Source organism: Cognatundibacterium aquatile (genome assembly GCF_014699135.1).
Classification (GTDB): domain Bacteria; phylum Pseudomonadota; class Gammaproteobacteria; order Burkholderiales; family Burkholderiaceae_D; genus Undibacterium; species Undibacterium aquatile.
In genome coordinates, this window is the sequence record NZ_JACOFT010000003.1 from 648,406 (window position 1) to 668,926 (window position 20,521).

General features: G+C 49.4%; 19 protein-coding genes. 7 read left to right on the forward strand and 12 right to left on the reverse strand.

Features of this window, described 5'->3' with window-relative positions; genetic code table 11:
- Window positions 1-42: 42 nt before the first annotated feature.
- The 3 genes from ileS to ltrA form a co-directional block, all read right to left on the reverse strand.
- A complete protein-coding gene (gene ileS / locus H8K26_RS11415; RefSeq protein WP_190479592.1) occupies window positions 43-2,907 on the reverse strand; it encodes an isoleucine--tRNA ligase in 2,865 nt (954 codons plus the stop codon).
- Between the two features lie 52 nt (window positions 2,908-2,959).
- On the reverse strand, window positions 2,960-3,940 hold the full coding sequence (locus tag H8K26_RS11420) for a bifunctional riboflavin kinase/FAD synthetase (RefSeq protein ID WP_190479730.1): 981 nt from the start codon (window positions 3,938-3,940) through the stop codon (window positions 2,960-2,962).
- Between the two features lie 136 nt (window positions 3,941-4,076).
- Window positions 4,077-5,774 (reverse strand): group II intron reverse transcriptase/maturase, encoded by a 1,698-nt coding sequence (gene ltrA / locus H8K26_RS11425; RefSeq protein WP_190479595.1) that lies wholly within the window; start codon window positions 5,772-5,774, stop codon window positions 4,077-4,079.
- Window positions 5,775-6,610: 836 nt separating this feature from the next.
- Here ltrA and H8K26_RS11430 point away from each other — a divergent pair.
- On the forward strand, window positions 6,611-6,910 hold the full coding sequence (locus H8K26_RS11430) for a hypothetical protein (protein WP_190479596.1): 300 nt from the start codon (window positions 6,611-6,613) through the stop codon (window positions 6,908-6,910).
- A gap of 271 nt (window positions 6,911-7,181) precedes the next feature.
- Here the strand turns inward: H8K26_RS11430 and H8K26_RS11435 are convergent, their stop codons facing one another.
- The 4 genes from H8K26_RS11435 to H8K26_RS11445 form a co-directional block, all read right to left on the reverse strand.
- Complete coding sequence (locus H8K26_RS11435) at window positions 7,182-7,886, reverse strand: hypothetical protein (protein WP_190479598.1); 705 nt, start codon at window positions 7,884-7,886, stop codon at window positions 7,182-7,184.
- Between the two features lie 24 nt (window positions 7,887-7,910).
- A complete protein-coding gene (locus H8K26_RS17755) occupies window positions 7,911-8,123 on the reverse strand; it encodes a hypothetical protein (RefSeq protein ID WP_223826971.1) in 213 nt (70 codons plus the stop codon).
- 94 nt (window positions 8,124-8,217) lie between these two features.
- On the reverse strand, window positions 8,218-9,354 hold the full coding sequence (locus H8K26_RS11440) for a methyltransferase (RefSeq protein WP_190479600.1): 1,137 nt from the start codon (window positions 9,352-9,354) through the stop codon (window positions 8,218-8,220).
- Window positions 9,355-9,766: 412 nt separating this feature from the next.
- The gene (locus tag H8K26_RS11445) at window positions 9,767-10,420 is read right to left on the reverse strand and encodes a DUF5610 domain-containing protein (protein ID WP_223826972.1); all 654 of its coding nucleotides are present in this window, start codon (window positions 10,418-10,420) and stop codon (window positions 9,767-9,769) included.
- A gap of 286 nt (window positions 10,421-10,706) precedes the next feature.
- On the opposite strand from H8K26_RS11445, the gene H8K26_RS11450 reads away from it, so the two are divergent.
- A complete protein-coding gene (locus H8K26_RS11450) occupies window positions 10,707-10,949 on the forward strand; it encodes a DUF3079 domain-containing protein (protein WP_186883264.1) in 243 nt (80 codons plus the stop codon).
- Window positions 10,950-11,003: 54 nt separating this feature from the next.
- On the opposite strand, the gene H8K26_RS11455 is transcribed toward H8K26_RS11450, so the two are convergent.
- The 5 genes from H8K26_RS11455 to speE are packed head-to-tail and all read right to left on the reverse strand — an operon-like array spanning window position 11,004 to window position 15,048.
- The gene (locus tag H8K26_RS11455; RefSeq protein ID WP_186896660.1) at window positions 11,004-11,729 is read right to left on the reverse strand and encodes a 16S rRNA (uracil(1498)-N(3))-methyltransferase; all 726 of its coding nucleotides are present in this window, start codon (window positions 11,727-11,729) and stop codon (window positions 11,004-11,006) included.
- 24 nt (window positions 11,730-11,753) lie between these two features.
- The gene (locus tag H8K26_RS11460) at window positions 11,754-12,161 is read right to left on the reverse strand and encodes a DUF350 domain-containing protein (protein WP_190479602.1); all 408 of its coding nucleotides are present in this window, start codon (window positions 12,159-12,161) and stop codon (window positions 11,754-11,756) included.
- 4 nt (window positions 12,162-12,165) lie between these two features.
- Complete coding sequence (locus tag H8K26_RS11465) at window positions 12,166-13,299, reverse strand: glutathionylspermidine synthase family protein (protein ID WP_190479604.1); 1,134 nt, start codon at window positions 13,297-13,299, stop codon at window positions 12,166-12,168.
- Entirely contained in the window at window positions 13,299-13,775 is a 477-nt protein-coding gene (locus tag H8K26_RS11470) for a hypothetical protein (RefSeq protein ID WP_190479606.1), read from the reverse strand. Before H8K26_RS11470 ends, H8K26_RS11465 begins: the two co-directional genes overlap by 1 nt.
- Before the next feature lie 13 nt (window positions 13,776-13,788).
- Window positions 13,789-15,048, reverse strand: a complete 1,260-nt coding sequence (gene speE, locus H8K26_RS11475; RefSeq protein WP_190479608.1) for a polyamine aminopropyltransferase — start codon at window positions 15,046-15,048, stop codon at window positions 13,789-13,791.
- A 147-nt stretch (window positions 15,049-15,195) separates the two neighbouring features.
- On the opposite strand from speE, the gene tkt reads away from it, so the two are divergent.
- The 5 genes from tkt to H8K26_RS11500 all read left to right on the forward strand — a co-directional run bounded on the left by tkt (window position 15,196) and on the right by H8K26_RS11500 (window position 20,469).
- Window positions 15,196-17,205, forward strand: coding sequence for a transketolase (tkt, locus tag H8K26_RS11480; protein ID WP_317889274.1), 2,010 nt, complete (start codon window positions 15,196-15,198; stop codon window positions 17,203-17,205).
- Between the two features lie 5 nt (window positions 17,206-17,210).
- Window positions 17,211-17,819: a GNAT family N-acetyltransferase gene (locus H8K26_RS11485; RefSeq protein WP_186896654.1), complete on the forward strand. Its 609-nt coding sequence runs from the start codon at window positions 17,211-17,213 to the stop codon at window positions 17,817-17,819.
- Window positions 17,820-17,886: 67 nt separating this feature from the next.
- On the forward strand, window positions 17,887-18,903 hold the full coding sequence (gene gap / locus H8K26_RS11490) for a type I glyceraldehyde-3-phosphate dehydrogenase (RefSeq protein ID WP_186883268.1): 1,017 nt from the start codon (window positions 17,887-17,889) through the stop codon (window positions 18,901-18,903).
- A 179-nt stretch (window positions 18,904-19,082) separates the two neighbouring features.
- Entirely contained in the window at window positions 19,083-19,766 is a 684-nt protein-coding gene (gene lepB / locus H8K26_RS11495; RefSeq protein ID WP_186883269.1) for a signal peptidase I, read from the forward strand.
- A 244-nt stretch (window positions 19,767-20,010) separates the two neighbouring features.
- Window positions 20,011-20,469: a cache domain-containing protein gene (locus H8K26_RS11500; RefSeq protein ID WP_190479612.1), complete on the forward strand. Its 459-nt coding sequence runs from the start codon at window positions 20,011-20,013 to the stop codon at window positions 20,467-20,469.
- The last annotated feature ends 52 nt before the right edge of the window (window positions 20,470-20,521 follow it).

Here is a 20,521-nt window from a genome sequence, read left to right on the forward strand (position 1 = left end):
GCAGATGATGTTCTGCTCCACCTTGTTTATCTGTATTGAAAATTACGCGAAACGACGCGTTTCACCCGCACCAAACAAATTGCTGACGCAGCGGCCACACAAGCCTGTGTGCTCGGTATGGCTGCCAACGTCTGCACGATAATGCCAGCAGCGCTCGCATTTTTCATATTTGGATGGCGTCACGACGACGGCTTCTTCCGCCTCTGTCGCGACTTGCTCAACTGTGGCAGCAGAGGTGATCAGCGTAAATTTCAAATCGTCTGCCAGACTGCTCAGCACCGCAAATTTGTCTCCTGCAGCTTTGATTGCGACTTCTGCTTGCAGTGATGAGCCGATCGCACCAGATACACGTACTTCTTCCAGTTGTTTGGTCACATCCGTACGCACTGCACGCAAGGTATTGAATTTGCCGAGCAAGGTTGCAGCATCGGCGATTTCCGGTAACTGGTAATAGGTTTGTGTGAAGATGGTTTCGTCGCTGTCTTTGTAGGCATCGGCTGCGGCAAAGAATTGCCATGCTTCTTCCGCAGTGAACGACAGCATCGGTGCCATCAGACGCAGCAACGATTGCGTGATATGCCAGATCGCTGTCTGTGCCGAACGACGCGCATGCGACGTTGTACCGCTGGTGTACAGACGATCTTTCAGAATATCGAGGTAGAAACCACCGAGATCTTCCGAGCAGAATGACTGCAATTTGCTGACCACAGGGTGGAATTCAAACGCATCAAAATGCGCCAGGATATCTTTCTGCAACGCTGCCATATTGGCGATTGAGTAGCGGTCGATTTCCAGCAGCTCATTGATCGCGACCGCATCTTTTGCCGCATCAAAATCCGACGTATTCGCCAGCAAGAAGCGTAAGGTATTGCGGATGCGGCGATAGGCTTCCGTCACACGTTTCAGGATTTCGTCAGAGATAGATAATTCACCTGAATAATCAGACGATGCGACCCACAGGCGCAAGATGTCTGCGCCGAGTGTGTCGGATATTTTTTGCGGTGCTAAAGTATTGCCCAAAGATTTGGACATTTTTTTACCTTCGCCATCGACAGTAAAACCGTGTGTCAGCAAGGCTTTGTAAGGCGCACGTCCATCCAGCATGGATGCAGTCAACAGCGAGGAGTGAAACCAGCCGCGATGCTGATCAGAGCCTTCGAGGTACAGGTCAGCAGGGAACTGTAGTTGTTGTTTGTGTGAACCACGTAAGACAGTCTGATGTGTTACGCCGGAATCAAACCAGACATCCAGCGTGTCGCGGTTTTTCACGTACATATCTGCTTCATCGCCAAGCAAATCCGCGACTTCGATTTTTTGCCAGGCTTCGATACCTTCTTTTTCCATGCGCAGAGCGATCTGTTCCAGCAATTCTGGCGTGCGTGGATGCAACTGGCCGGTTTCCTTATGCAGGAAGAACGCCATCGGTACGCCCCATTGACGCTGACGTGACAAGGTCCAGTCAGGGCGGTTGGCGATCATGCCATGCAAACGTGCCTTACCCCACGCGGGGAAGAATGCTGTTTCATCGATGGCTTTCAATGCAGTCTGACGCAGACTGTCGCCACCCGCTGTGGGCGTATTGTCCATGCTGGCAAACCACTGGGAAGTGGCACGATAGATGATCGGCGTTTTATGACGCCAGCAATGCATGTAGCTATGGTCAAACATTTTCAGCGAGAACAATGTACCCGCTTCTTTCAGTTTTTCGCAGATAGGCTTGGACGCTTCCCAGATTGTCATACCAGCGAAGAAAGGCAGGCTGGACGCGAATCTGCCATCACCCATGACAGGGGCGATGATGTCGTCGTCTTTCATGCCATGCGCTTTGCATGACTGGAAATCTTCTATACCGTAGGCTGGTGCAGAGTGAACCACGCCGGTACCGGTTTCGGTACTGACGTAATCACCCAGATAGACCGGAGAGAAACGGTCATAGCCCGCATCCATTGCCGCCAGCGGATGTTTAAATTTAATTTCGGATAAATCTGCACCCAGACAGGTGGCGATGATTTCGCCAGTCAGTCCGTAGTTAGTCAGGCAGGCTTCGACCAGGTCTTTTGCCAGTATCAGCAGGATGTCTTCACCGTCGCGCTGGGTCTTGACCAGTGCGTAAGTGATTTCAGGATGCATGTTCAATGCCTGATTCGACGGGATGGTCCACGGCGTTGTGGTCCAGATCACGCAATAGCCTTTATCCAGTGGCAGCTTATCCAGTTTGAAGGCCGCAGCCAGTTTGTTGTGTTCCGCAAACGGGAAACCGACATCGATGGATGGATCGCGTTTGTTTTCGTATTCGACTTCAGCTTCAGCCAGTGCAGAGCCGCAGTCAAAACACCAGTTGACTGGCTTCAGGCCGCGATAGACATAGCCTTTTTCCAGTAATTTGCCGAGTGCACGCAATTCATCGGCTTCATTGCCGAATGCCATAGTCTTGTAGGGATTATCCCATTCACCCAGAACGCCCAGACGGATAAAGCCGGCTTTTTGTTTTTCTATCTGTTCATTCGCATACGCGCGCGCTTTGGCATGCACTTCGGCCACTGGCAGGTTTTTGCCAAACAGCTTTTCGACCTGAATTTCAATCGGCATACCGTGGCAATCCCAGCCAGGTACATACGGTGCATCAAAGCCAGCCATAGTGCGGGCTTTGATGATCATGTCTTTCAATATCTTGTTGACAGCATGACCCAGATGGATATCGCCATTGGCGTATGGTGGGCCGTCATGCAGGATGAATTTTGGACGACCGGCAGCAGCCTTGCGCACACGTTCATAAATTTTTTTGTCCTGCCATTCCTTGACCCATTTAGGTTCGCGTTTGGCGAGGTCGCCACGCATAGGGAAGGCGGTTTCGGTCATGTTGACCGGATATTTATTGGCAGATTTAGCCGCTTTGTTTTCAGACATGATGAATTTTCTTGTAAAGAGAGAGGAAGAAGAAAAGCCGTACGGTGTTTCTTCAAATTCGGTCAGTAGCGTTACTGGCGGGGATGCGTGTCGTTACTCCGAAATAAGAACGCGCCTGATCGGCGTCACGCTGAATCGCGGCTGTCAGTGTTTCCAGATCGCTATATTTCTCTTCGTCACGCAGTTTCTGTAAAAACTCGATCTGTACGATGTTGCCGTAAGCATTGCCGCTGTAGTCGAACACATGCGTTTCCAACAGCACGCGACCACTATCATCCACGGTAGGGCGCACGCCCAGACTGGCGACGGCAGGCAGCGGCTGAGCGGCGAGGCCATGTACCTGCACAATAAAAATACCGGTCAGGGCAGGGCGATGATGCGCGATGCGTAAATTCAGCGTCGGAAAACCAATCGTACGACCCAGTTTTTGCCCGTGTATCACATGACCAGAAATACGGTAAGGGTGGCCAAGCAATGCCTGGGCTTCGTCAAAGTCACCTTGCACTAACGCGGCGCGAACGGCCGAGGAGGAGATTCTGACGCCTTTATTTTGCACCGAAGCTAAAGTCACGACCTCAAAGCCGTGGACTTTACCAGCAGCTTCCAGCATTGCGATACTGCCGGCGCGTTTGGCACCGAAGCAGAAATCTTCACCCACCATCAGCCATTTCACATGCAAACCTTCGACCAGCACTTTTTCTATAAAGTCCTGCGGCGACAGCGAGGCAAAATGGGCATTGAAATGTTCGACGATCACGCGATCGACATTGGCGTTTTGCAGCGAAGTCAGGTTGTCACGCAGATTGGCAATTCGTGCAGGTGCTTTCGATAAATCGCCAGCCAGTTTGGCAAAGAATGCGCGGGGATGTGGTTCAAACGTCATCACTGCAGCCTCGATACCGAGACGGTTAGCGGCGTCGCGCAGGTGGGCGAGCAAAGTCTGATGACCAAGATGCACCCCATCAAAGTTGCCTATCGCCAATGCACAAGCGGCACGGGAGGCTGCATTCGGAAGTCCGCGAAATACCTTCATTGTGTCCAGAAAACTGCTGGTAGGGTAGGAACAGGTCATTGCTGACCCATTCCCCCCTAAGAACCGTGCTTGCGAGTTTCCCCGCACACGGCTCAAGCCTATAACAATACTTCTAAAAAGAAGTAACCATTTTTTTTCAAAGCCCCCAAGTGGGAGCCGGCTTTATTACTTTCAAACCAGTGCTATGTACTTGGGCGTGACAATTGGGGTGCAATAGTACCCGATTTCCCAAAGCATCAGAACCTCCATGCACACGATATTCAATGTGATGGTCATGCCAGCCTGTTGTCTTGGTCATCTTGCAACTGCATATTGCACAAAGTCCTTTCTGATCAATGTACATCCGAATAAATTGCTTACGATGCCGCATGTTTTCCAACATGCGTTCCTGTTGCAATTGTTCGCCATACATTTCCCATTCAGGGTCAAACGGGTTATACGCCCCTTTGATTTTCTTGTGCCGCTTAATTGCTGTCCCGGATAACTGGTACAGTTCTGTCAGCGTTGTTTCCCCTTTTTCGTTCGCTACAGGTACTGCGAACACCCAATTTCGTTCGCCAGTGGTGTGGAAATACTTCTTCCGTATCCACTCACCGTTTTTATTTGGATGTCGTCGTGCCGCCCACCGCCAGATCGCCTTGAAAATCAGGCTATCCATTCGGTTGTACGTCGCTTTGGCTACTACCGGACTGTGATACTGCGCCCAGCCTCGTAGAATCCGGTTCAACATTTGGATTAACTCCCCCTGTTTTACCGTCTTATGTTGACTGATGATTTCCTTGGCCTTGCGATAAAACGTTTGCACGTTTTTCTTACTTGGTTTGATGAGCAGTTTTTCCTGATACTTACGGAAATTCCACCCTAGAAAATCAAAGCCTTCGTCAATATGAACAATATGCGTTTTGGTTTCTGATAACTGCAATCCTCTGACTGCAAGGAATGACTGTATCCAAGGTTTAACTTCCCTCTCTAAGACATCTTTAGAGGCACCTGTTATCACAAAGTCGTCAGCATATCGAACTACATTCACTTTTAGCTTACGTGCTTTAGTCTGACCTAAGAAATCAATCAAGCCAGATTCCAACCCGTTTAGTGTCACATTTGCCAAAGTAGGGGAAATGATTCCCCCTTGCGGCGTACCGGCTTCCGTCTCCTGAAACTGCCCTTGATAAACTAGGCCAGATTTCAACCATTTCCGCAGAATTGAATGCTCCATAGGAACATTTTTAATCAGCCAGTCATGGTTGATGTTATCAAAACAGCCTGCTATATCTGCTTCCAATATCCATTGAGCCGAAGCTTTCTTGGATAAATTGACAAATAGTTGAGACATCGCATCTGCTGTTGATCGATTGCTCCGAAATCCATAAGAATTCGGGTCACTCGTCGACTCAGACACGGGTTCCAACGCCAACAAAAATAAAGCCTGCATAGCCCGATCGCGCATAGTGGGTATCCCTAAGGGGCGTTTTTTCCCATTCGCTTTCGGTATATAGATTCTCCGCAAAGGCAGAGGTCTATATCCACGCGGCTTCATCCTGTTAACTGCCAACCATTTCGTTTCAGGTGACTCCCATAGCTCACCATCTACACCCGCTGTACGTTTACCTTGATTCTCAGTAACACGTCTTACTGCTAATAACTTTGCAGAGAGCATGCGGGTCAGCATTCGTTGCAGGGCTTTCACCTTGCGCCATTTGCCTTCCCGTGTAGCCTTCGCAATTCGGATCTGCATCCCTTTCACATTCCTCTCGACCTGCCGCCAGTTAACGGCGTGCCAGTCTTGCGGTGCGTGAGAAAGCGCAGACACATCCATATGGATATGCACTCTCATGCTGCTTTCCTCCTTGTAAATTGAAAGATGACTTCAATTTCCCAAGTGGAAAACCATAACGCTCCTTGTGGGAGCGTCCATAGCTCCCACAAGTAAAAATATCCGTCCGGTGAGTATCATATTAATAGTGCTTGATACCCATCCTTTATCCCATCCAAGATAAAGGGTTGGTCAGCCGTCTTGCGACGATAGACCAGATAGAAGTCTGCACCCTTTCAGGTCGGGACAAATCTTGAATCCCTATCCGAACCGTTACAGCCCGGCATTCGCTTTCTCTATCCTCCCATGCCCGCTCCTCCAACAGTTTCCCTCACGGGTTACCTGCCAATATCCGATATATTAATGGGGATATGGCGGAGAGTCGGGTTTTCCACGTTCCCTATTTGTCACACGACTGGGTTAGGGTTTGCCTCTTCTCCGGTGGTCTGATGACGACGTATTCCGAGCTTTGAGCGGAATAACCGACCACATACCTTTTGGTTAGTGCCTGACAGCAGTTTTGGCACTTCAATCTTTACGAAGTTTAATAGCAATTCACTTACATTACCCATACCAGCCAGCCTAGCCTCTCAACCTCGTCACTGCTCGAAGTTTCCATATGACTACCTCACGGCAGAAATACGCCCATCGCTGGGGAGTACGTTGTCAGGGAAGCTTCACACGCTGCCGTTACCAGCCTCGCATGTTCCCGTAGACTACTATTAGTCGCATAACAGGTTCACTACTCATCAGTTTTCAAATGATGAACCGAACAATGACAAATAGAGCTTTTGTCCCTTTACAGCTAATTCTCACACCGGTAAATTGGTGTCCAACTTCTACGACTAAGGAATGCAATGACCATATATACAGACTTATCTCAGTTACCTAAAATTTCGACCGAAGAGTTAAAAACACTCGGGGCGACTTCAGGCACATTGAATGTCAAAGTCATCGAAGTTGACGGTTATTACCTCCCCATGATTCACTACGCTCCACCAGAAGGTGAATTACAACTGCGCGGCTTCATCATTGACGGCGAAAACATATTGGCAACCGTAGAGCTAGCCGATGTAACTACTGCTCTAGAGGAAGTTCTTGGTGCACCAAACCTCCTATTGGACGTCGAAGTACCAGAAGGTACAACAATGCACTAAAACTACCTCTAATCAACCCTATAAATTACTTAGGTTGATCTTCCTACTCCCCTGAAAAAGTTAGGGAAATTTTATTTAAAAGAGTTATTTCTCTTTACACGGGGACAAAGTGTCGTGTCGCACCAAAGCGGTAGATTATAAATGCTTTCGCTCATAGCAGCCGTGTAAAACGCGAATTCCGGATGGATTCAGTGCGTTTCTGGGCGCTTTTCCCGCATTCATCGCACATTTTTGCCGCATTGGCACGGTCGTTTTTCGTTTGTGCTGAGGGTTATTGCGGCTTCCTGCCAGCACAGGTGAAGGAATCAAGCGCAATCTGATGCGTGATGATTGCCTGATTGGCACTCCCGCAAATGTTGTCTGCCTGTTGCTGTCGACCAGTATGTTCGAGCGCGGAGATTAAATGGCGGATATGGTCTGCGAATCGCTGTAGGCTGATTGTAATGAATTCGTCGCCGGTGTCGGGATGCTTTTGCGCGATTCTCATTGAACCCAGATATACGTCTAATGCCAGCTCATACTTTTTCTGATAGTCGTCCAGATAGCTGGCGCAGATGAGCCATTTTTCTGCTTGGACCAGTTGCTCCCAAATCAGGTCGTGAACGCTGGCCGCCAGAGCCGGGTGGCTCTCGTGAATCCGGCAAAACGTGTCGAGTGCCGCGTCAGATTTTTCGATGTGACGACAAATCGCGAGGTAATCGTGGAAATCAGAAGCAATGCCCGTCGCCATGAATTTCTGCAGGCTTTGCTCGCAATACTGTTCCAATTTCAGTTGTGCTGGCGGATAGTTTTTCCCCAGATCAGCCCACCCACTCAGACAAAACGAAAGCCTGACAGCGCTGAGCGCCGGATTCTCTTCCAATGCATGCTCAAAAAACTGCAGATATTTCTCTAACGCGAATGCCGGTTCCTGCCTTGCAACGGCGGCTTGCGCATCTCTCAGCCATTGTTCTGCTTGCGATGGAGGTGTGGGCATGACTGTTTTGTCCAATAAGTTATCTTAATGATGGTGCGACCAGGTGACGTCATTTGAATTCAGGTAGGACTCGACTGCTTCTTTGTTGCCGGTTGCATGTTTCATAACTTTACCACAGGTGCAGATGCCCTGATAGGGTTGTATGTGCGAGCAGGCGGAGACTTTTTGCAAAAAGACCTGAACAGATTTGCTGCAGTTTTTACATTTGAAGGTCAGGATACGGGCTGGTTTATTCATGATGGTGAGATGGCGTGCGGACGAAAATTAAGTTAAGTATGATGCTGTGAATGACTGATGGTGAATTACCGATGTGCGATGACGATGTCGAAGTTTATTTTAATTTCAGACGCCACAACGAAGTCACTTCTTTTACCCGCGCTGCATGCAAGGGATCGCTGCTGTCGGTGGATTTAGGGTGACGTGGTTTGATATCCATTTTGCCTGCGACAACGAGACCGGCGGCGGTTATCCAGTCCCATAGTTCAGTCTGGGTGCGTAAGCCCAGATGTTCGGCAAAATCGGACATGATCAGCCAGGCTTCGCCATTGGCTTCCAGATGGTCGGCAACACCGGCCAGAAAGCCACGTAACATGCGGCTTTCCGGATCATAGATGGCGTGTTCGATAGCGGAATTCGGACGTGCTGGCAACCACGGCGGGTTACAGACGATCAGTGGCGCCTTACCGGCAGGGAATAAATCTGTTTGCTGCAATTCGACTTGCGTTGTTAATCCAAGCCGTTCGAGATTGTCACTGGCACAACGCAGGGCGCGCGGATCGAGGTCGGTCGCGACAATTTTTCTGATGCCACGTTTTGCCAGCAGCGCCGAGACGACCCCAGTACCGGTGCCGATATCGAATGCCAGTTCGGTCGAGGGTAAAGGCGCTTTTGCCAGCAGATCGAGGTATTCACCACGCACCGGGGAAAACACGCCGTAATGCGGATGGATTTTTGCGCCCAGTGCCGCAATGTCCACACCACTTTTACGCCATTCATGGGCGCCGATGATGCCGAGCAATTCACGTAATGAGGTGACAAATGCGGTGTCAGATGCGCCATAGGCTTCAGTGCAGGCAGTAACAACATCTGGCGCGCGGCGCAGGGGAATACGGTAATCCGCCTCGAATGGAATCAATACCATGGCCAGCACCCGCGCGCGCTGGGATTGTGCCTGCCGGTGTAAATGGAAGGCTTCGGCGGCGGTCGCTGCCACTTTCGTTTTTTTACCGGCCGGTTTCTTGTCGATGCGACGGGCGAGTGCCTGCAATAATTGTTTGGCATTCTGAAAATCGCCGCGCCACAACAAGGCGGTTCCTTCGCACGCCAGCTTGTAGGCGATTTCTGTGCTCATGCGGTCATCGGCGATCTGCACCCGCTTTGGCGGCGGTGTGCCATTCTCAGCATGCCAGCGACAACTGCGTACTTCGTCGTTTTCTGTCCATTGCAATTGTGGAGAAGGTAAATTCATGCTGAGCCTGTTATTTTTTTGAATAGTGATGTTGCACGCTGGGTCGTGTGCCGGGGCGCGATTGTACCTGAGCTGGCAGTGTAGCAAACAAAGTGTCGCCTTCAGTGTATTCTCGTCAACAACGTAGGAGTGATACGACCGCACGGAAGCTGGATACGGCGATACCGTAGGTAGTTTTTTGGGGGGAGTATATTTTAATGACCCCTATTTTAATAGGACAATCAGCCTGTTTTTAAAGATACTCCCTCCCAGTATATGGAAACAGAAATAAGGAAATTGCAGGCAGCCTTGCGAAGCATTTGGCATGTCCAATGTGAATCTATACCGGAGGCTGTATTGACATAGCAAAAGAAAGAATAGAAAAAGCCGCTGCCATCATCTCGACGGCAGCGGCTTTTTTATGTAATGAATGCTATTTTTTAATGTCCGACGATGCTTGCGCCGGGGACGATAAACTGACCGTATCGCCAGTCGGTAAGCCCTGTGATTGCCAGCGATCAAATTCTGCGCGAACAGCTTTTAAAGTCTGCTGACTGATGTCTGGCAGGCTGCCGCCAAGGATATCGGCGGCTTCCTTGAAGCCCTTTTCTACAGCATCGCGAATTTTCTGCAATTTCGCCGGGTCGCCACCGATGGCGGCTTTGGCAAAGGTCAGAATGCGCTCTGCGGTTTTTTGTGCACTGAACTCACCGCCGTCGGCAATCGCTGCCTGCGCCGCCTTGATGTCGTCGGCCGACGCAGTGATTTTTTGTTCGCCGCTGACAACTTTGGATAATTGCAAACCTTGCTGCTGCACTGCAGATTTAATTAAATCCGTGATTTGTTGCGCCTTGCGATTGGCTTCTTCGACTGCAGCGGCAACATCCGAGCTTGAGGATGTCTTGGTTCTCGGATCTGCATAGACCGGAGAGTTTTTTGCGGCGGAACTGGAATCGAGGCTGACTTTGTCGCTCGCGACGGCATTGCTGGCATTCTCGCCATTACTATCTGCTCTTTTGACGGTCGTTGATGGTTTTGCAGATACTGTCGGCGTACTTGTGTTGACGCCCGATACACTCAGATCCATTTTGCGCTCCTCAGAATAAGTTCAGAGACGAATACCTCTGTCTTTGCTTAACGACAGAAAACGCCGTTTCTATAACTTTCTTGTGACTTATTTTTAAGCAACTTTGTGCTGTGTCAACGAGGATCGTCTCCGTATTACCTCTTGCGTATGGAAGCTCTCGTTTCCCCAATCGCTAAGGCGTTTGTTGTGACCAGATGGTGGAGGCTCGCCAAAACTAGTCCTGGATCAAGGAAGTGTCTTGCCGGACAGGGTAAGATGAAATTAAGGCATTGAAACGGTGGCGACGATGGCAAAAAAGTTTCCTGTGCAACCCAAGAATCCTGAGCGTATCTGCTGGGGTTGTGACGAGTACTGCCCGGCCGATGCTATGCGTTGTGGAAATGGTGCCGATCGCACCGCACATCCTGCTGAATTATTTGGCGACGACTGGCAGGCGTGGGAACCGAAGGTGGTGATCGAGATCGTTCCTGCGGACAAGATCGATAACGCCGATGCCACTGTGAATACCGATATCCACACTCGCGTTTAACAATAACAATAGCAATAAAAATAGCACTAGCTGGTATTGCTCACATTTTTGAGATTACATTCCGCCCCATGCTGCATTGATCGCCGCGATGGCCGCCAGACCGGCAGTTTCTGTGCGTAGAATTCGTGGTCCCATTGACAATGCGATCACACCTTGTCTGGTCGCCATGTCTTCTTCCTCTTCAGTAAATCCACCCTCAGGACCTATCAGTAAGCTGACCGCCTGTGGGGCGCGATGTTTTGTCCATTCGGCCAGCGATTGATCGGCACGCGGCGAAAGCATGATCCGTTGATGTATATCCTGTTGCCCCAGCCATTTTCCCAGATCCAGCGGTGCCGAAAGATGCGCAAGTCGATTACGACCCGATTGCTCGGCAGCGGCGACGATGATGCCTTGCCAGTGACTGAGTTTTTTTTCTGCACGCTCAGCCGACAAGCGCACGACGCAGCGTTGTGAAGCGAGCGGTTGAATCGACGAGATGCCCAGTTCCATGGCTTTTTCTATGATCCAGTCCATCTTGCTGCCTTCCGGTAAGGCTTGCGCCAGCGTCAGGCTGTAAGGCAGTTCAACTTCTTCTGGTAAAAATACTTTCAGTTCTGCGCTGGCCCGTTTCTTTGCGATATCGATGATGCTGGCAACATAGCAGCCTCCCTCGCCGTTAAACAGTTGTATGGTGTCTCCGGTTTGCAGACGTAAAACAAAAACATGATGTGCTACCGTTTCCGGCAAATCGATAACAGCACCAACGGTAAGCGGAACAGGGCAGAAAAAACGTGGCATAACTTTAAAGACCGATTGAGTTCATTAATATGTCAGAGAGGCTGCATTGAGTAAGCCCATGCTCAGACTGATAGCGCCAAGAAAAATACCTGAGGCGACTTTATTTTCCGGTATGTCCAGGACTAGTCCGGGTAACATGACTCTGGCCGCGAAATACGCTAACAGTTGTACTAGTAAAGCAATACAACCCCAGATCAGCATATCTTGCAGATTCACACTATTGGCAATTGCTGAAGCGAGGGCGATGCTATAGCCAAGTATTGAGCCGGATAAACTGGCGGCGGCAGCCATGTTACCAGAGCGTATCAGCGTGATTTCTTTGTAAGGGGTTATCCTGATATAAATTGTGACAAATAGCAGCAATAAAATCATGGATGAAATAAAGTGGCTGATAAATGCGGGCAGGGCGTAAGTCAGTAAATGTTCGCTCATGGTGTCAGTCAATAAAGTAGTGAGGGATGAAACGGCTGGTGTTTTTGGTGATTAATGTTTCGTCTTCCCGGATGCCTATACCGGCGGCTTCATCACCGACGACCCATGCGCCTATGGAGGTATAAGCGGGTGTGATGCCATCGTCAAATTTTGGTTGCGGCGCATATGCCTGATAGACATACCCCTCCGCGCCATATTCCCCGGTAGTATGTAGAACTTCACCGTCGGCGTAAATCGAGATATTTTCACCTTCACGTGAATACAAAGGTTTTTTGACGTGATTGCCGCTGATGCGCCATGCATCAAAATAGGCGGGCAGCAGATTCGGGTGATGCGGGAACAGTTCCCACAAAACTGGCAAAATGGCTTTGTTCGACAAAATCATTTTCCAGGCGGGCTCAATGATGGTCATTGGGCGGGTTAGTAAGTGCGCTGCAAATTCTTCACGACACAGCCATTCCCAAGGATAAAGTTTAAATAAATTCTGGATGCTGATATCAGCATCATCTACAAATACACCTTGTTTCTGATCCCAGCCCAACTGCTCAATTGCACATTGTTTCGTTGCAAAGCCCGCCTGGATAGCGGTGTCACGAAGATAGGAAAGGTTACCTTCATCCTCTTCATTTTCCGCCGCACAGGTGACGTGGAGTAAGCCTTTGCCGGGGAATTTTTTCCATTGAGTAATCAGTTTTTCATGTAAAGAGTTGAACTGGTCTGCATCAGGAAAGACATCTTGCAACCAGTACCATTGCGCGACACTGGATTCGACCAGTCCGGTAGGCGTGTCTGCGTTGTACTCCAGCATCTTAGGTGCGCCGGAACCATCCCAGCTCAGGTCAAACCGGCCATACAGTGAAAACTCCTTTTCACGCCAGCTTTCTTCAACGAGCGACCAGAATTGCGCCGGAATCGCGAAACGATCTTGCATACCGTGCCGCACAACATGATCCACCGCTTGCAGCGACATCTGATGTAAATCCAGTGTTGCCTGCTCCAGTACGTCAATTTGTTCAGAGTTAAAGCAGTAGGCATAGCGTTCGTCCCAATACAAACCATCAATCGAGTGATAGCTGAACCCCAGACTTTCAAATTGTTGTTGCCAGCCTGCTCTTGGCGTCAGTGAGGTGCGTATCATTATCCGCCTCCTGAGTGACCATGAGCCGTTCCACCGAAGCCGCCACGACTGACGCTGCGGCTTACACTTCGCCCCACCGCGTGATCGGGTTGTGCACCTTGCGAGTTTTGTATGCCGAAATTTCGTTGCGCTGTTTCGCGGTTTCCCGGTGTGTAGTGAGGGCCGTAATATGAACCATTACCCATACTATGATAGCCACCCGAGGAACCTCCACCCGCATAGTGCGCTGCGCTGCTCGCGCTTGAACCTGTGTCGCTGATGTGGTTCAGGTTAGTGTTTGTCGTCTCTTCACATGCGTTTCTTTCGCCCCAGTCTTTGCGACAATCTTCAAGGCTTTGATATTGATCGCGAATGGTTGTTAATTCCTGTGGGCGATTGTCACTGCATGCCGTCAGACTGGCCGACGTTGCCAGTAATAAAGGCAATGCATGGCCGACTCTTTTTTTACAGGGTGGCTTCCTTATTCCTGCGCTCACTTTTTCTCCTGTTTCAGCTCGTGGTTGGCATCAGTTTGCGCATGAAATTTGGCAATACAAATAGCGCATGATGTACTTCATCATTGTAATATTTTAGCAATTTAAGTTGGCGGTGTTCGATTCTCTGCTTTACCGTTGACGCGCCCAGTGCTATTGGATCGATACCCTTGCTCGCAATTGCCATTCCCCATAATGCCCCGTATAAAGGTATGAACACTGAATAAGGTCTCACGACCGGAAAGCTGACGAACAGTTTTCGTAAGGTGTCGCAATAACGTTGCGGGTGGTAGTAGGGGCTGCCGAGATGCATCACCAATATGCCGTTATCCGTCAATTTAGCCGCGCATGCTTGAAAGAACTCTTCCGTAATACAAGTCGCAGCGAGTGTGCTGCCATCGGGTGCCTGTGGATCGGTGAGGTCGAGAAAAATCAGATCATACAGTTCCTCGCATTTACGTACATAAGCGAAACCGTCAACATGGACGTGTCTGACCTTGTCGTGATCAAGACTTCCCTGATGAATTTCATGCAAATACTTTCTCGATATGCTGACGACAGCGGGGTCAATTTCACACAGGGTCAACGTTTCCAGGCTGGGATGTTTTAGCAGCTCTCTGCATGAACCCCCGTCGCCGCCACCGATAATCAGTGCAGTTCTGGGGGCAGGATGCGTAATCGCGGCTGGATGGATGAGGCTCTCATGATAAAAAAATTCATCTTTTTCAGAAGTCATCATTGCGCCGTCAATCCGCATGAGTTTACCGAAGTCGGCGCTATCAGCGATTTCTATCTGTTGAAACTGACTGCGGGTTTGCAGTAATGGTGTGGTTCGTGTGCTGTAAAAAGTGGATGAACTTAGTCGCTCAGTTGAAAGTGTCTCTGTTCCTGATGTTGCCGAGGTCGTTTGTCCTCGGGTAATCTGCTGGCGAGATACTGTATCCGGTTGAAAATGTCGTATCAGGCTATCGACGATGTATCTGGCTTTTTCGGAGTTGTCCTGATGGAAGTTGCAGACATAGACATCAAGCGTCACGGCATTTTTTTCCGGCCAGGTGTGAATGGCGACGTGCGATTCGGCCAGCAATAAAGTCCCGGTCACACCGGCTGCACTGCCATCTGGATTATTAAACGAGTGATATTTTTGTCCGACGATGGTCAGTCCTGCGTCTATTGTTATCTTTGTCAGTAATTTGCTTAATTGTTCCTGACACAGAAAAAACTCGGTATCTGCTTTGCAATCAAAGCAATCGGCGGTCAGATGTAAGCCTTCCATGGTTTCAGCGTGTAATGTAAAAGTCGCAATTGTATTGTGTGACGCCGTGCTCTGGTAAAATAACGGGCTTTGCAGAGCCTTGAATGTCGTTTATTCAAAGACGCTCGCTAACATGCTCACTGACCAGTTTCCTCATCTATACCTTCTATCGCCATGATTTCATCTCTCCAGCCAGCAATAATCACTAAGATGGCAAGCGCAATTCGTGCCTTGTCTATGGATGCAGTACAAAAAGCCAATTCCGGTCATCCGGGCGCGCCTATGGGCATGGCAGATATTGCTGTGGCATTGTGGAAAGGCCACTACCGTCATAATCCATCGAATCCGCAATGGATTAACCGCGACCGTTTTGTGCTGTCGAATGGACATGGTTCGATGCTGCATTACTCCTTGCTGCATCTGACAGGCTACGACCTGTCTATGGATGAAATTAAAAATTTCCGTCAACTGCATTCGAAAACAGCAGGACACCCAGAGGTGCATGTCACGCCAGGCGTGGAAACCACTACCGGCCCGTTGGGACAAGGCATTACCAATGCAGTCGGTATGGCACTGGCTGAAAAATTATTGGCAGCCGAATTCAATCAGGGCGATCTGAAGATTGTCGATCATTACACTTACGCTTTTATGGGCGACGGCTGCCTGATGGAAGGCATTTCGCACGAAGCATGCTCTCTGGCGGGCACGCTGCAACTGAATAAATTGATCGCATTCTGGGATGACAATGGCATTTCGATTGATGGTCACGTAGAAGGCTGGTTCACCGACGATACGCCAAAACGTTTTGAAGCGTATGGCTGGAATGTTATTCGTGCGATTGATGGTCACGATGCAAAAGCGGTGGATGCGGCGATTGCATCCGCAAAAACATCGGCCAAACCAACGCTGATCTGCTGCAAAACCGTGATCGGTAAAGGCTCGCCGAACATGGAAGGCACGCACAATGTGCACGGCGCAGCGTTGGGCGATAAAGAAATTGCTGCAGTACGCGCTCATATTGGTTGGGAGTACGCGCCATTTGAAATTCCTGAAGACGTTTACGCCGCTTGGGATGCGAAAGCAGACGGCGCCAAAGCTGAAGCTGACTGGAATGCACAATTCACTGCTTACACCGCACAATTCCCGCAAAAAGCAGCTGAACTGACACGCCGAATGAAGGGTGATTTGCCAGCGAATTTTGATGATGTCGTGGCAAATGCCATCGCCGCCTGCGTCGAGAAAAAAGAAAATATCGCTACCCGCAAAGCCAGCCAGAACGCGATTCAGGCCTTTGCCCCATCGCTGCCAGAATTCCTCGGCGGCTCTGCCGATCTGACCGGTTCTAATCTGACTAACTGGAAAGAATGCGTCGCGGTACGTGGCAATCAGGCTGGTAATCACATCAACTATGGTGTGCGCGAATTCGGTATGAGCGCGATCATGAACGGTATCGCTTTGCATGGCGGCTACATTCCTTTTGGCGCGACTTTCCTGACTTTCTCAGATTACAGCCGCAATGCGATCCGCATGGCAGCGTTAATGAAAATCCGCACGCTGTTTGTATTCACGCATGATTCTATCGGTCTCGGTGAAGATGGCCCTACCCATCAATCTGTCGAACACGTTTCCAGTATGCGTTTGATCCCGAATCTGGATAACTGGCGTCCGTGTGATACCGTGGAATCTGCTGCTGCCTGGGCGCATGCGGTTAAACGTAACGACGGCCCATCGACCTTGATTTTCTCGCGTCAAAACTTGCCGTATCAGGAACGTACAGCACAACAGATCGCTGACATTCAGCGTGGTGGCTATGTTCTGCAAGATGCAGCAGATGCGAAAGCGGTGCTGATCGCAACCGGTTCTGAAATCGAGCTGGCCGTTAAATCCGCAGCCGCATTGGCAGAACAGGGTATCGCAGTGCGCGTGGTGTCCATGCCCTCGACTGATGTATTCGATCGTCAGGATGCTGCGTACAAAACTGCGGTGTTGGGCAAGGGTTTGCCACGCATTGCGATTGAAGCTGGCGTAACGGACTTCTGGTACAAATATGTTGGTCTGGAAGGTGCTGTCGTCGGTATCGACACGTTTGGCGAATCCGCTCCGGCAGGTGTCTTGTTTAAGTATTTTGGCTTTACAGTTGAAAATGTGGTCGCCAAGGTCAAGGCGACGCTGGCTTGAGTACGATGACAGATTTAGTTGACAGCACTGTGAGCCTTATCAAAGAAGTCAGTCTGCGTCGTGCTACTGTGGCAGACGCAGAAGCAATCGCCGCCGTGCGTGTGGAAAGCTGGCAAACCACCTACCGCGGCATGATTCCGGATACGTATCTGGATCAGATGCGTATTGAGGATAGCTTCCTGCATTGGAAGCAGATATTGGAAGCCTTGCCTGCTGCAGGTGACCGCGTTTGCGTGTACGTTGCTGAAAGCGAAGGACACATTATCGGATTCGCGTCTGGTATGTTGTTGCCAGAGCCTAAGTTGGGAATGCGCGCAGAATTGACTGCAATTTATCTGCGTCCGGTCTGGCAGCGTTCTGGCATTGGTCGTCGTCTGCTGCAAAAGGTCGCCCGTACATTGCAAGCGCAGGGCGCTGATAATTTGCTGGTCTGGGTGATTTCAGGAAATGCCATTGCCCGCAATTTTTACGAAGATCTGGGTGCTACTTTACTGCATGAACAGGCATTTACCTGGGATGGCATCGATTTGAAAGAAGTCGGTTACGGCTGGCGCGATTTATCGGTGCTGATGGCATCGGTGAACGCGATGCCGACATCGAGTGCAGTACACTGAGATTTTTGCAAAATAGTTTGATTTTTATTGTTCTTTTATTGTTGTTTAGTCCTTTGGAGATAAAACCATGACGATTCGCGTCGCAATCAACGGCTATGGCCGTATCGGCCGCAACATCCTTCGCGCTCACTATGAAGGTGGTAAGTTCAAGAACGAGATCCAGATCGTCGCGATCAACGACCTCGGTAATGCAGAATCCAATGCTCACCTGACACGCTATGACACAGCCCACGGCAAGTTCCCTGGCACCGTCGTGGTTGAAGGCGACTCCATGATCGTCAATGGCGACAAAATCAAAGTATTTGCAGAGCGCAATCCTGCGAACATTCCTTGGGGTGAGCTGAATGTTGACGTCGTGCTGGAATGTACCGGTTTCTTCACAACCAAAGAAAAAGCCTCTGCCCATCTGGCTGGCGGTGCAAAGAAAGTCATCATCTCCGCACCTGGCGGTAAAGATGTTGATGCAACCGTTGTTTATGGCGTGAACCATGGCGTGTTGAAATCCACAGACACTGTGATCTCCAATGCATCCTGCACAACGAATTGCCTCGCACCATTGGCAAAACCATTGAACGACGCAATCGGTATCGAAAGTGGTTTGATGACAACCATCCATGCTTACACCAATGATCAGGTATTGACAGACGTGATGCATGAAGATCTGCGTCGTGCACGTTCTGCAACGATGAGCATGATTCCAACCAAAACAGGTGCAGCCGCTGCAGTTGGTTTGGTATTGCCAGAGTTGAACGGTAAATTGGATGGTTACGCAATGCGCGTTCCAACCATCAATGTTTCCGTGGTTGATCTGACTTTCATCGCAAAACGCGATACGACAGTAGAAGAAATCAATAAAGTATTGAAAGACGCATCCGAAGGCGCGTTGAAAGGTATCCTGGACTACAACAAAGCGCCGCTGGTGTCGGTTGACTTCAACCACAACCCTGCTTCTTCCACCTACGACGAAACATTGACGAAAGTGAATGGCGGCCGTTTGGTAAAAGTATCCAGCTGGTATGACAACGAGTGGGGCTTCTCCAACCGTATGCTCGACACGACTGTTGCACTGATGAGCGCAAAATAATTCTGCGTTTTGATTTCAAAAAATACCCCGAACTTTCGGGGTATTTTTTTGTCCAACGAATTCAGAATACTTGAATTTGTCAAAGTTCAATGCAAGATGACAGGAGCAGTCTTGTGTAACTACTACCTACTCTGTAGAAATGCGACACATCACAGCAATCATTACATAACAGGAGCCGTATGATGAAATTGAAGAAACTGTTTTCACAGAATAAAGGCTTTATCGTTTTCATGTTAGGGATGGCGCTGGTACGTGGTGCTCTTGCTGATTATTACCTTGTGCCGTCAAGCTCCATGTATCCAACCCTGCTTGAGGGTGACAGAGTGATTTGTGACCGCATCGCTTACGATATCAAGTTGCCTTTAACTGATGTCATTCTCAAGCATGTGTCTGATCCACAGCGTGGCGATGTCGTGACTTTTTCATCTCCGGAAGATGGTACACGGCTGGTGAAGCGCCTGATCGCAATCCCGGGCGATGTGGTTGAAATGCGTGACGAGCATTTACTAATTAACGGCCAGGCAGCCAATTATGAGCCGACAAAACTTGCAACTGCCGATCACCTTACACCACAACGCGAATATAGCGGGCTGCAGCAAGTATATAAAGAGCAGCTTGGCAGCCTCAATCATCACATCATTGTGATGCCTGAACGCGCATCTATGCGTAACTTTGGCCCGGTTCGCGTGCCTGACGGCGAGTATCTGATGCTTGGCGATAATCGTGATAACAGCAAAGATTCGCGCTACATCGGCTTTGTAAAACGTGAACTGATTACCGGCCAGGTGAAGCGTTTAATGTTTTCTCTGAATGGCGATGATTATTACTTGCCTCGTATCGAGCGATTTGGCGCAAAACTGTAGAAAGAGGTCTGAAGTCTGGTATTGACTGTAATGCCAGATTTCCGGATTCACTGCTGACGTTGTGCGTTGGCTGTTCTTTTGGAAATGTATATTTTTGTGAAAACAATCAAAAGTACGACAGATTTATTGCGCTGCACAGTGACTAATACTGGACTGCAAGCAACAACTCATTAATCATTTGAACGGTAAGGCAACATAACAACCATGCATCGGCATCAGGTCGGGCGTCATCAGGAGATAAGACATGAAATTAATGAGTAAGCTATTTTGGTTGGCCGTAATGGGCTTTTTTATGACCACAGCCATGGCAAAAGATGAGCGTGGCTCGACGGCGGAGGCGCAGGCTTTGGTCAAAAAAGGAATTGCCCATATTAAAAAGGTTGGGAAAGAGAAAGCGTTTGCCGATTTTAATGATGCGTCCAACAAAGATTTCCACGACCGGGATCTGTATCTGTTTGTCTACGATATGAACGGCATCAGTCTGTCACATGGCGCTAATCCAAAGATGATAGGCAAAAATTTGCTGGATTTGAAGGTTGAGGGAAAACCGATTATCAAGGAAATGATTGCGGCTCTTAAAACGAAGAATGACGGCTGGATTGATTATCAGTGGCCGAATCCTGTAACCAAGGGCTTGGAAACAAAATCCAGTTATTTTGAAAAAAATGACGATTACTTTCTTGGATGCGGTGCGTATAAATAAGTCATAGCATCGGCGATTCTTCTGTTCGCCATCAATAAAAAAACAGCGCTGG

What these genes read in the sequence shown, in the direction of transcription:
- ileS (WP_190479592.1), bottom strand. Translation starts at nt 2,907, where the DNA reads ATGTCTGAAAACAAAGCGGCTAAATCTGCCAATAAATATCCGGTCAAC.
- H8K26_RS11420 (WP_190479730.1), bottom strand. Translation starts at nt 3,940, where the DNA reads ATGAAGGTATTTCGCGGACTTCCGAATGCAGCCTCCCGTGCCGCTTGT.
- ltrA (WP_190479595.1), bottom strand. Translation starts at nt 5,774, where the DNA reads ATGAGAGTGCATATCCATATGGATGTGTCTGCGCTTTCTCACGCACCG.
- H8K26_RS11430 (WP_190479596.1), top strand. Translation starts at nt 6,611, where the DNA reads ATGACCATATATACAGACTTATCTCAGTTACCTAAAATTTCGACCGAA.
- H8K26_RS11435 (WP_190479598.1), bottom strand. Translation starts at nt 7,886, where the DNA reads ATGCCCACACCTCCATCGCAAGCAGAACAATGGCTGAGAGATGCGCAA.
- H8K26_RS17755 (WP_223826971.1), bottom strand. Translation starts at nt 8,123, where the DNA reads ATGAATAAACCAGCCCGTATCCTGACCTTCAAATGTAAAAACTGCAGC.
- H8K26_RS11440 (WP_190479600.1), bottom strand. Translation starts at nt 9,354, where the DNA reads ATGAATTTACCTTCTCCACAATTGCAATGGACAGAAAACGACGAAGTA.
- H8K26_RS11445 (WP_223826972.1), bottom strand. Translation starts at nt 10,420, where the DNA reads ATGGATCTGAGTGTATCGGGCGTCAACACAAGTACGCCGACAGTATCT.
- H8K26_RS11450 (WP_186883264.1), top strand. Translation starts at nt 10,707, where the DNA reads ATGGCAAAAAAGTTTCCTGTGCAACCCAAGAATCCTGAGCGTATCTGC.
- H8K26_RS11455 (WP_186896660.1), bottom strand. Translation starts at nt 11,729, where the DNA reads ATGCCACGTTTTTTCTGCCCTGTTCCGCTTACCGTTGGTGCTGTTATC.
- H8K26_RS11460 (WP_190479602.1), bottom strand. Translation starts at nt 12,161, where the DNA reads ATGAGCGAACATTTACTGACTTACGCCCTGCCCGCATTTATCAGCCAC.
- H8K26_RS11465 (WP_190479604.1), bottom strand. Translation starts at nt 13,299, where the DNA reads ATGATACGCACCTCACTGACGCCAAGAGCAGGCTGGCAACAACAATTT.
- speE (WP_190479608.1), bottom strand. Translation starts at nt 15,048, where the DNA reads ATGGAAGGCTTACATCTGACCGCCGATTGCTTTGATTGCAAAGCAGAT.
- H8K26_RS11485 (WP_186896654.1), top strand. Translation starts at nt 17,211, where the DNA reads ATGACAGATTTAGTTGACAGCACTGTGAGCCTTATCAAAGAAGTCAGT.
- gap (WP_186883268.1), top strand. Translation starts at nt 17,887, where the DNA reads ATGACGATTCGCGTCGCAATCAACGGCTATGGCCGTATCGGCCGCAAC.
- lepB (WP_186883269.1), top strand. Translation starts at nt 19,083, where the DNA reads ATGATGAAATTGAAGAAACTGTTTTCACAGAATAAAGGCTTTATCGTT.
- H8K26_RS11500 (WP_190479612.1), top strand. Translation starts at nt 20,011, where the DNA reads ATGAAATTAATGAGTAAGCTATTTTGGTTGGCCGTAATGGGCTTTTTT.